Source organism: Paenibacillus sp. FSL M8-0212 (assembly GCF_038004645.1).
Classification (GTDB): domain Bacteria; phylum Bacillota; class Bacilli; order Paenibacillales; family Paenibacillaceae; genus Paenibacillus.
Window position 1 is genome coordinate 3,687,299 of sequence record NZ_JBBORP010000001.1, and the last position, 12,252, is coordinate 3,699,550.

Annotated in this window: 5 protein-coding genes and 1 pseudogene; all 6 read left to right on the top strand. The window is 46.7% G+C overall.

Annotated elements, in window-relative coordinates:
- The first annotated feature begins 8 nt into the window (after positions 1 to 8).
- Positions 9 to 4,844 (top strand): RHS repeat-associated core domain-containing protein, encoded by a 4,836-nt coding sequence (locus tag MKX68_RS16355; RefSeq protein ID WP_340912952.1) that lies wholly within the window; start codon positions 9 to 11, stop codon positions 4,842 to 4,844.
- A 24-nt stretch (positions 4,845 to 4,868) separates the two neighbouring features.
- Positions 4,869 to 5,321, top strand: a complete 453-nt coding sequence (locus MKX68_RS16360; protein WP_340912954.1) for an SMI1/KNR4 family protein — start codon at positions 4,869 to 4,871, stop codon at positions 5,319 to 5,321.
- A 223-nt stretch (positions 5,322 to 5,544) separates the two neighbouring features.
- Positions 5,545 to 5,792 (top strand): annotated as a pseudogene (locus tag MKX68_RS16365) (hypothetical protein).
- Between the two features lie 381 nt (positions 5,793 to 6,173).
- On the top strand, positions 6,174 to 6,692 hold the full coding sequence (locus MKX68_RS16370; protein WP_340915402.1) for a SecY-interacting protein Syd: 519 nt from the start codon (positions 6,174 to 6,176) through the stop codon (positions 6,690 to 6,692).
- A 684-nt stretch (positions 6,693 to 7,376) separates the two neighbouring features.
- Positions 7,377 to 8,642, top strand: coding sequence for an S-layer homology domain-containing protein (locus tag MKX68_RS16375; RefSeq protein ID WP_340912956.1), 1,266 nt, complete (start codon positions 7,377 to 7,379; stop codon positions 8,640 to 8,642).
- 783 nt (positions 8,643 to 9,425) lie between these two features.
- The gene (locus MKX68_RS16380; RefSeq protein ID WP_340912958.1) at positions 9,426 to 12,149 is read left to right on the top strand and encodes a DUF5704 domain-containing protein; all 2,724 of its coding nucleotides are present in this window, start codon (positions 9,426 to 9,428) and stop codon (positions 12,147 to 12,149) included.
- Positions 12,150 to 12,252: the final 103 nt, after the last annotated feature.

Consider the following 12,252-nt stretch of genomic DNA (forward strand, 5'->3'; position numbering starts at 1 on the left):
GAAGCAATGTGAAATTGGAAGTCAGCCTATCTGACCTGAAGCGGACCTCAAAAAGTCTGAACGGAGCCGCGGATGAGATGGGGGATCTGCGCGCGGACCTGAATCGGTCCATGAACAGCCTAAGCTATAAAACCCTCAGCCAAGGTGGGGTACAAAGTACGTTCACCCACCTGATGCGGGAACTGGACGGCTTGCAAAGCAAGCTGGAACTGTTGTCGGAGTTGACCCGTCGCAAACGAGAAGAATATGAACAAGCGGATCGGGAGGGCAAAAAATTCAACTGGGGGAAGCTGGCGAGCTTCCTCACCTTTGCATTGGGGACGGTGCTAGATTTCTTGCCTGTCGTCGGCAATGTGAAAGGGATCATCGAGGCCATCACGGGTCGGGATCTGCTCACGGGAGAGAAGCTCGCATGGTATGAGCGCGGACTCTCTGTACTGGGACCGCTGGGGAAAGGAGCCAATAAAGCGGCTTCGCTCTTTAAATATGCGGATGAAGCTATGGATCTGACCGGGAAAGCGGTGAAGCATGCGGACGACGCCGCAGATGCAGCAAAAACCGTCGGTCGCAACGCCGATGATGCGATCGATGCGATCCCGACTGGCCCGAACAAGGCGGGAGTGCCCGGGAACTCGACCCGAGAAGCCGGAGAGGATATTGCCGGAGCGACGCCGAAGTCGACCAAGGCAGGCGAAGCCCCTGCGGGCTCCAGGGATACAGGTGATGCGCCGATGACCAGTAACAAACCAACGGGCAAAGCAGACGATGCGCCAAGTGATGCCGGGTCCACACGCCACGATTCAGGCCTGACCGATGGGGAGAAAGCAGGCATGGCTGGCGTTGCAAGTACAACTGGTGCAGCTGCAGCCAAGATATTGGACAAAAAACCGAATACTGGAGGCGCCAAAGGCGTAGAAACGACCACGACGCCCAAGTCGAAGGATATCGAAACTTCGTCGCAATCCCCCTCTACGGGTCGAAACACCGAAACGCAGAATGTAACCAAATCCAACAAAGAAAGCTGTCCGGGTGATCCGATCCATGCGGCTACCGGTTATCAGTTTATGAACCATGATATCTTGACGCTGCATGGGGCTACCGATTGGCCCTTGACCTTGACCTACCACTCAGGCCTGCTGCAACGAGGGGAACTGGGACCTGCCTGGACGCACCAATACGGACTGCGATTGCATGTTCATTCTTCAATCCAAGATTCAGCTGAGCACGCGCCTGCCGTGGACGTCTATTGGACAGCAGGACGTCATAACCAATTTGTCCATCAAGCCGATGGAACCTATCGAAGTTCAGATCTCGATGTGTATTGGGACGTGCTCGAACGGGAAGATGAGGGTTGGAAACTGACAACGCGTGAGCCGCGTGAGATCTATCGATTTACCGAAGAAGGACAACTGCTCAGTCACACGCAATCCAGTGGCCTAACCCTGGACATGTCTTATCAGGTAGCGGGTCGCTTGATGACCCTAACCGATCGGGCAACCCAGCGATCCTTGCATCTGGACTATACCTCGACAGGCGAACTGAAAGAAGTGAAGGATGCCCTGCGGCGTGTAACATTTGAATATAGCCCGAAGGGCGTATTGGTTCGCGTGATCGAGCCGGGTGATGTAGTAACCGACTTGGTTTCGGATGAGGATGGACGGTTGATCTCCCTGACGGAGAGTGGCATTCTCCAGTTCACAAACACCTTCGACGCATCTTACCGAATTGTCGAACAGACGGATGCGGCCGGAAGTAAATTCCAGTTCCAGTATGATACCGAGAGTCATCCGGGTCAGACGAGGACCACTGTGACCAATCGGCTGGGTCAGGCGCGCATCCTCGTGCATGATGACGCCTTGCAGCTCCTCGAAGTGCATGCCGAAGATGGCGGTATAACTCGATACACCTACACGCCGCAGGGACAGATGGAAAGTGTCACCAACCCACTGGGCGAAACAACAACGTATGTCTACGATGAAGAGGGACATCTGATCCGCGAAATCGACCCGTTAGGTCATGAAACGGAATATAGTTATACTGCGCACCACCAAGTTGAGCGTGAAACGGATGCCGAAGGCGGTGTAACCCGCTACCGGTACGATGAACAACGACGACTGGCCGAAGTGAGCCGTCCAGATGGCAGTACAGCCAAGTGGACCTACACCGAAACCGGACAAACGGCTACGTACCAGGACTTCACGGGAGCCATCTGGACCTATGCTTACAGCGAGACAGGCGAGCTGCAGCATACGCTGGATCCGGAAGGTCGACGTTTACAGATTGGCTGGGATGAAGCAGGCCGACTGGTCGAACTGACGGATGCCGCAGGAAGTGTGAGTCGCCGGAGCTACGATGGTGCAGATCGCCTGACATCCATCACTGACCCGCTGGGCCTCACCTGGCAGACCGTGTATGATGCCAGTGGGCAGCGCATTCGGGAGAACCGTCCGTCTGGAGCCTCCGTGCAGTATACGTATACGCTGAACGGGGAAGTGGCCACTATCACCGATGCGCTCGGTCACACCCGGCAGTATACCTATGATGCCGAAAACCGCCTGATCGCCGAAACGAATGCCCTCGGCGAAACCACGCAGTTATCTTATGACGCCGCTGGTCGATTGCAGACCGTGACCGATGCGTCAGGACACATCACGAAGTATCACTATGATGGCGCAGGTCGTCTGGTCTCCGTCATCGATGGCGAAGGTCGGACCGTCCAGCAACTGACCTATGATGCGGCTGGTCGCCCCGTGGCATGGCAGGATGGGCTCGGCCACATGACGCGGCTACGGTTCAATGCCCTCCATCAACGCGTCGAAGATACTGACGCGGATGGGCATACCCGCCATTATCGCTACGATGCCGCGCACCGTCTGACCGAAGTCATTCAAGGCGAAGGCGCAGATGAAGTGACCTATCGCCAGACATGGGATGGGGAAGATCGGAATACGAGCTACACCGATGCCAGTGGAAACGAAACCCGTCTAACGTATGACCGCAGTGGCCGCTTGTTGCAGGAAACGAATGCGGCAGGCGCACGGACGGCGTATACGTATGATAATCGTGGCTGGTTAAGCGCTAAGCTAGATGCCAAGGGACAGGAAACTCGGTATGCGTATGATGCTGCGGGCCGCCTGATCCGTGCCACGGATGAAGCAGGAGAAATCGTGCTGACCTACACGCCGGATGGACAGGTGACCCGTGTGCTCGAAGCCGAGCAGCATGAGGAACGAACCTACGATGCGGCAGGACGCTTGCTTACGCGAACCGATGGATTTGGGCATCTCCTGCAATATGCGTATGATGCGGCAGGCCGGATGACGGCACTGACCTATCCGGATGGCAAAGTGGTAGAGTATCGTTACCAAGCCACGGGTGAACTGGCTGAAGTGAAGGACTGGAACGGCCGCCTGACCCGGTACCGCTATGATGCAAGCGGGAAGCTTATCGAGACTCGGCGCCCGAACGGTAGCCAGGAGCAACGGGAATACGATGCGGCTGGCCAGCTCATTCGCCTGACGGATACGAGCGGACAAGGTATTCGTTTACAGCAATTTAAGTACGCATACAGCCCAAGCGGTTTGCTGCTGAAGGAAGAAAACAAACAGTACACGTACGATACCTTGAAACGCCTGCGCAGTGGCGCCGAGCCAGGTCGTGTTGTACACTACACGTATGACCCATCGGGGAACCTGACAACCGAACAGATGGGGACATCAGAAACGGAATACACGAGTACTTCACCAACGCAGCATCTGCACTATACTTGGGATAACCGGCTTCAGCGGGTAGGGGACTATCCCGTGGAGATCGATGCCAACGGAAATCTGCTGTATGCAACGGATGGAAACACCGCTTCCGCTTACGAATACGATGCCCGAAATCGTCTGGTGAAAGCAGGCAAGCTGAAATATCGGTACAACCCGCAGGGGGACCGGATTGAACTCGCGCAGCGAGGACAAGTGACCCGCTATGTCATCGACGATGCACATGAACTGAGCCGGGTGCTGATGGAGATGGACGGCGAAGGGCATGTGAAGGCAAGGTACGTCTATGGACTCGGATTGATTGGAAGAGAAGACGCCGACGGAACGTATCTCAGTTACCACTACGATCTGCGCGGTAGTACGACGTTGCTGACGGATGAACAAAACCGGGTGACGGACCGCTATACGTATGGATTATATGGCGAACTGGAGCAACATGAAGGATTAACCCAGCAGCCGTTTGCGTATAATGGTCGAGATGGGGTCATGACGGATGCCAACGGATTGTATTACATGCGTGCACGGTACTATGATCCAAAGCTGAAACGGTTCCTAAACCGAGATGTGATCCGTGGGGAGATTCAGGATGGGCAGACGTTTAACCGATATGCGTATGTGAACGGGAATCCGGTGAGTTACATTGATCCGTTAGGGTTGATGAAGTGTGAAGGGACAGGTAAAGTATTTTCTCATGAACCTGTAGCTTGGACAGCAACCAGACCTAAAGGAACTCAACAAACCTATGCTGTATATCAACGAAACGATATTGAATGGGATTATATTCGTACTGCTGGTGCCCAAAAATTTATCGGTAAAACAAATGCTGAAGCTGCAAAAAGAGGACTTGCACCCCAATTAAATGATGGGAGCTTTGGTACCCTTCACCATCTAGGACAAGATTCAAGGGGAGCTTTAGTAGAGGCAAGTACAAGGTATCATGGTGTTGGTAAATACGGACAAGATATATTGCATAGTCAATATGGTAGAAGTAAGCCTCATCCTGAATTTCCCATTGACCGTCACAAATTTGGTGTAGATACTCGTGAATATTGGAAATGGCGTGTAACAAATCAATAAATTAATTTCAAGGAGGTTTTATCTATGTCAAGTGTAGAGGAAATATATGAGAGATATATTCAGTTGTGTCCTGAAAATGGAATCGATGAGGATGTTTTAAGAGAAATCGAGGAACTTCTTCAGTTAAAACTTCCCGACGATTTTCGGGACATAGCGAAATTTTACAGTGGGGATTTACTGGGGGGGATAAGTTGTTTTGCGTTTGCATATAAAGATATTACACCTAATATTGTAGATGAAACACTTAGGCTTAGAAACGCGATTAAATTACCACCAAATTTTGTTGTGTTAGCTGAGCCACCAAACAGTATTATTATTATGGATACCCAAAATAATCCATCTGTTATATGGTGTGATGCAACAGATGTCGAAAGAATAGATACAATGTCTTTCATATCACCACCTGATACATGGAAAACATTTTTTGATTTTTTTACTAAATTAGTTGAAGATGAAGAGGAGGAACAATTGGAATAGTGATAACAAAATCGTATAATTGACAGATTTTAATTTTTTCAATATTAAAAATGACATTCACCTTGATGGGCTTTTGCCTTTCAAGGTTTCTTTTTTGAATTTCTAAATCATGAATTGTTTGAGTCGAGATTCGAAGGGATCTTCAAAACAAATTATAGGACAGCACAAGATAAAACTTTAGATTCAGGTCGTCCGTGGAATCCATAATAAGAGGCGACATATATTGGCTTCGTTCGTTTTGTTACTTGAGGAAATGGAAGATGAGGAAAAGGTTGTTTATAAATTTGGTCCGAATGAGATTGTTATGGGGAGAATTAAATAAAATAACGAGGAAGTTTGCCGAATTAGACCTGATTCCTGACCCGAACTTTTTAACAAAATTTTTATTTCGATAGAGCAGCACAAAGGTTATCAGTTTGTTTCATTAGGGAAAATGGACATTTCCCCGATAGAACTACATTTGAATCTTAATGTTAATGAAAACCTGGATTGACTTCGTGCCTTTCAAGGTTTTTTTCATTTGGTGGCTACCCAGAGCCGAATGAACTTATCATCCACCAAATAACGCAAATACATCCTCCCTTTCGCTTGTACGCACATAAGAAGCTTTAATGTTATAAACCTAAATAACGAACAGGTTGATTATGGTAAGAAATCACCATGATTGACCTGTTTTTTGTTAAGTTCGCTTTCTTACGTTTTATTCAATTTACTCGCAACTTTAGATTACCCTGTGGCGATAGTGAGGGAGAGGAAACCGCTTTAGCTTGAGGTGGTGATAGCAAATATGCTGAAATGCTAGAAAGACTCTTAAATAAGTAAAGGGTGATAGATGTGTCCATAAAAGAAGCGATGAATCAATATTTTTTATTAAGGAAGTCCCTCGCTGAAGGAGGATTAGATTTTTTATTTAAAACACCATTTGATGAAGATGTAGAATCTCTTATTTATTATGGAAAAGTTGACGAGAATGATTATATCTCTTGGAGACCTGTCGAAAAAAAAGAAATTTATGATTTTAGCTCACTAGAAGAAAAATTAGGCATTAGAATGCATGTATCTGTCATTGAGTATTTTAATTCGTATTGGTTTGCAGATTTAGATGGTTTTATTACTGACCATTATATAAAACTAGAGTCCTTACAGCAAAAAGCAGATATAGAATCTTACTTCAACTTACTTGTGGGATACAAGCACAACCACGATAACAAACTCGAGCACATTCCTATAGGGATAGAGGGTAACGGGCTTATTGTTGTGGTTGATAATCAGAATGGGTTAGTCAAACTTGAGGATTTCGAACGAAAATCATTTGAAGTAATTTCAGAGGGCATTGAGCAATTAATTGTAACTCTACGATTACAAAAATAAATATTCAAATTATCATTGTTTGCTCTTAATTAAGTTATCTCGTTACATCTTGCAGGTTGATCATAGTTAAATTCCACTATGATTAATCTGTTTTTTTGTCATCTGATTTTCAAATAATACCACATTCCAACATCTGAATCAGTCAGGAACAGCTGGAGTATGACAAGGTAGCCAATTATTTAACCTGACGGATACGAGCTTACTGGGAATTCGTTTACAGAAGTTCAAGTAGAAGTATAGTCTATCGGAAACCTGACTACGAGTAGGCCAAGACGAAGGGGCAGATGAAGTGACCTATCACTAGATATGGGATAGGGAGTACGGGAGTACGAGCTAAATCGGTGCTAGTGGAGATGAGCCCCATCTATTGTATGACCGAAGTAAGATTTGAAAACTTAAATGAAAATTCTGTTTTAATTTTAGCGTTTATTAGAACCTACTTAGGGTTAGTAATAATTTATTTGATTCAATAGACCTATATTTTTTGAGTCTATAGTGGTAAAATATTCATATAAATGGCATTTTTGATTGGATCTTAGGTTATAGATGGCCTAGGCATAGGATAACATTTTGAGAATACCGAAGGTCTTAAAGAAAAACGAATATAAACGGAATCAAACAGCAGACTTAAAAAATGTACATAAGGTATGAAGAGATCAAGAGAGAAAAAATAAAAATTGGAGCGTGAAAGATTTGAAAAAAGTAACACAACTCATATTAAGCGGTGCATTGGTCATTGGAATATTTCCTTTCACCGGAAACACCAGTCAAGCAGCTGTGACCTCATTTAAAGATGTGTCTACGAGCCATTGGGCGAAAGCATCCATCGATGCAGCGGTAGCAAAAGGTTATTTCAAAGGATATAGTGATGGCACGTTTAAACCGGGAGCAACAGTGACGCGCGCAGAATTTGCAGCATTGCTGGCCCGAGTGGCTAAAGGGACGCCGGAAACCGAGCGAGCTAATGTGTTTAAGGATTTGACGGGGCATTGGAGTGAGGCAGAAGTTAATCGTGCGGTATCATTTGGATTTCTGAAGTCTTCGGATTATCCAAATGGGTTTAAGCCGGGCACGGCGTTGACACGAGAGGAAATGGCAATGTGGCTCGGCTCAGGTCTTGCAGCTCAGGATGAGGATTACAAGCAAGCGTTGAAGGACACAGAGAATACGCTAGTGCCTGTGGCAGAATATTACAAGGGCGGGTTAAAGAAAGCAACATATCCCTATGTTTCGGTGGTATTGGGAACTGGATTGATGGGCGGGTACCCAGACGGTACGTTTGGTCCGGGGAAAACAACCACACGAGCAGAGGCGGCTGTGATTTTATCACGATACGAACAGGTGCAGGAAAGTAAGGCAACGTCGTATAGCGATCTGAATGAAATGCGGGAGGTAGGTCTAACAGGAACGAATCTGACTTCTGCTACGCCATATGTATACGGTTTAAAAGCTGGAACAAACATCGTTAATAGTTTCGATAAGGTTAAAGAGAAACCAGTCCAACTGCGTAATAATCTTGGAGTAGCGACTTTACACCAGATGATTGTTGTGGATGCCCTTTCCAAAACAGATATAAATAATTTGTATGGAAAAATGTTTATAGATAAGGAATATTCATACCCTGTTCTGAATGATTATTATACTGTTTTTATTGAATTATCTGTTACTCCTAGTGGCGATAATTTAAAGAATCTTACATTTAGTCAGGCTATTGCTGATAAATTGACACCTGGTAATAATTTTAGTAGTGGGACAGTTGGACAATATGGAGTAGTAAATCTACCTGAACGAGATTTCATCACATCAGGATTTTTTAAAAAAGGAGTAACAAGAAAATTTTGGATGATGACTATGTTGAATAGAAAACATGGAGGGCCCGCTGGAAGCAATGGTAAAACCATTGTGATTGGTGAAGATATAGCTTCTTTTCATTTGCCTATAAAGTTTTAAGGAGATAATTTGGTGAGCCTAATGAAAGGTATGTATAAAGTCAGTATATTATTTTGCTGCTGGATTCTAGTATTTCAACCTGTCACCGTATTCGCAGCTAATGCTGAGAGCCAGAGGGTTGTTGCTATAAGTTCTGATGCTGAGGATCAAGAAGATTTTAATCTCTTACCCAAGCCCGTAGCCTCACCAGATGGACCAACTGGTTATCAAAAAGTAGTGAATATTGTTGAAGGAACTAAACAAGCTACTCCTGGGGTTTATTGGTTTCAAGTAGATAACGGAGATTGGGTAGCTGAAGCTTCTAATGATAGGATAGTAGCCGATAATCAAGGTACAAGAGCTGATCCTGCCCCAGTAGTAACGGAAGTACCAGATCAAATTGAGATGTCTGGTAAGTTGGAGTACCTCCCTAATACGTACACTGATCAATATGGTAATTCAGTAAATCAAAGTAAAATTATTGATCCTCATATCGCAAAAGTTCAATCAACTGAATTACAAGGTATAAAGTCTGTTATTAAAAGTCTTCAATTAACTTCATCAAAAACAGGTGTGAAGATAGTATCGAAAACGGGAAGACTAAATTCAGAGCTATATAAAGCTGAGTACAACGATAAATATGGAGAAAATACAGATCACGAACCTAAGCATAAAACACTGTATCATACACCCCTTGATATCACATGGCGAGGAAAACTTGTTGAGCAAAAGAAAATTCGTATCACGGGAACCCAGAGATTGGCTATAAATGAAGAGGCTTCTCTTAAAGGAGAAGTTGCTACGATGAACTCTGGAGATACTGATTACGGAAATTGGATAGATATTTCCACTCGTTCTGGTGTGGTATGGAAATCGGATCAGCAAGGCATAGTGGATGTTAATTCCAGTGGAAAGATTAAAGGGGTAAGTCCGGGGACGGCAAAAATCTCTGTACGTTGGAAAAGCGGCGATCCATATCAATATGATCTCATTGCGTACTTAAACGTGACCGTAGGAGATGGCCCGACCCAGCCTGAACCTGGTGGAGTTGCAGGTTGTACATATACCATTAATCCACCGAATGAAGTAGCCTCACCACAAACTGCGTTTATGGAACCAGGGGCCCAAGGGCATATTCTGGCGGATGATCCAACGAACGGCATTCATTTTGATGCCACGCGCGGGATCCCGACTTCGGAGCACTTGTATGCCAATACGTGGGCGATGAATTATCTGTTCCAGCATACCTTTGGCAAACAGCAAGGTACCATAACCTATGATTGTACCGCGGAACTTACATATGCCCGGACCTGGAAAGTGAAGCAGCCTAACCTGCCAGGACCGAATGGTACGTCTATCCCGCAACCCGATACCGAGGATTCGGATACGGTCGATGTGACGTACAGGTTCAGCTTTGACCGAAACTATAGCTATTGGAACATCAATAACGTCGAACTGTATTCGATTGAGCAGGCCAAGATGGAGAATTATGCGCTTCCTGACGGGGAGCGAATTACGCTGTATCCTCAAGGGTATACCCCACCAGACCTGGAGATGGAGCATGACGAAGACGTGGAAATTCATGTCATGCCGCAGGAAACGGGAGAAATCAGCTATGTTCCCGAGGTACTAGCGACTGAGGGGTACGAGCCTTTAGACGTACCTGATGATACCGAGCTGCTTAAAGGCATGGCTGAGGGTCAAACGGGTCCACCCGATGTGAAGAACGATGCATTGGACTTTACCTGGGAGGGTTCGACGACAAACGTCATGGATGGCAGCACTGTCGTTGAAAACGGACCGGATCCGACGCAAATCCCGGCACCAACGAAGATTGGCTCGTATAAAAATACCGGGGAGCAGGTGCTCTATGAAGATCGGTTGTTGATTCCCCGGACACTCTTGAATAAAGCGGATACGGAGTCCACAGGGGAAATCCAATATGCCCTCCATCCAACCACCTTGGGAGGCAGTGGAGGAAAAACGTTCTCTGTCGATCCAATCAACACCGTCACCGTCCATACCCCAGTCGTGAACTACTCGCTTGTCTCGGATGATCAGCCGCATAACCAGAAAACGGTGCCGAACATGAATCGGTCCGCGCTCATTTTGGAGCGACCATTCACGGTTCGCATCCCGACCAGCGGACAACATCTGGATGCGGGATCCTATCCGGGATATGGCGATCGGGATTATGCCAAGTATTATCGGATTAAACAAGTCCGGTTTCCTTTTGATGTGTACAGTGCCGACCGAACGCAATTTTATCCACGAAATACATGGATCGATATCCAAGTACCTGTACTGGATACGACCTTCTATCTGCCGGTATGGGTGGATGAAGGAGACTACCAGGTGGAATTCCGGAATATCGCTGAAAATGCCCCATCGCATTTTAGTACCGAGCAGGAGATTGATGCCCAGCCCGATGCCAACACAGATCTGTACTACCACGCCGCTTCGGACGAAGTCTCCGTGGAGGTCATTGGGCGACTATATGACTTTGAGATTACCGATATCGCCGACTATAACTGGGAACTGGTCTTCCGCCGTTTTAAAAATAGCCTTGCGCCGACCTGGATCAGTTACTGGACCGGCACGCAGGATATCGATGGGGACAAGCGGGGCAACAAACCCCAGTTTACTGTCCCAATTCGCCCGGGCAGTCACCCCCTGCAAGGGTACCAGAATGTGGCGGTGAAAACGGGATACCACTTCAAGTTTGACTTTAAAACAAAAGGCAACATGTTTGGCCCACGAGACGGCATTCGTCTCACGCCAACCTTTGATTTTGTAAGTAAGGATGGAAGCGAACGTGTGCCTGTTGATCTGTATTACTCCACCAACCAACGGAACTTTATTCGCATCGGTTCGACAGAAGATCAAGTGAAGCGGTTCGTGATTTTGAACGATCGGCTACGTCAAGTTCCGTCCGAACAACTGCGAGATACAGCGACGTACAAATACAACCGATATGGTGAAATCCATCCGGGGATGATGAGTGAACGAGCGTATCAAGAGTACTATCGAGACAAGTTCACGAAGATGAAAACTCCGGTAGGTGGATATAGCCTACTCTTGATACCAGAACAGTTGAGGACATTTATCGGTCCGAAAACGAATATTCCAACGACCGCCAGTGCAGATGTCCTGCGTGCGAATGCAGCCATTCAACAATGGTACGGGGAATACAGTCTACCTGCCGAGCCCTATGTGGTGCAAGCGGGAACAAACTTGGCTGAGTATGGACGTACGCACGGCGGATTGGATGCTAAATCGCCGATCTTCCTGAAGGATGGGTATATCGTGGTGAACTTCAACTTCGAGTCCATTCGAGAGGGAAATCTGGCGGCACCGCATCTGCAGTATATCCATGCCCCACTGATGAATCAATGGTTGCTGGAAGGCTTCCAGCGTGAGGTAGAGGATAGCTATGGAAACAGCTTTACGTTGCGGGACGGCGACGTAGTCTTTTACCATGCAGATCGCTCCAGCCGGGATGATTTCAGTGCGCAGGTACCGCACTAGTTTCAGATATAGAAGTGAGAAATAGCAGGATATAGTCTAGGTCGTATTTTAAAGTGAACGTTGTAGACCCATATGCGGTATGCCTTAGGGTGTACCGCATTTA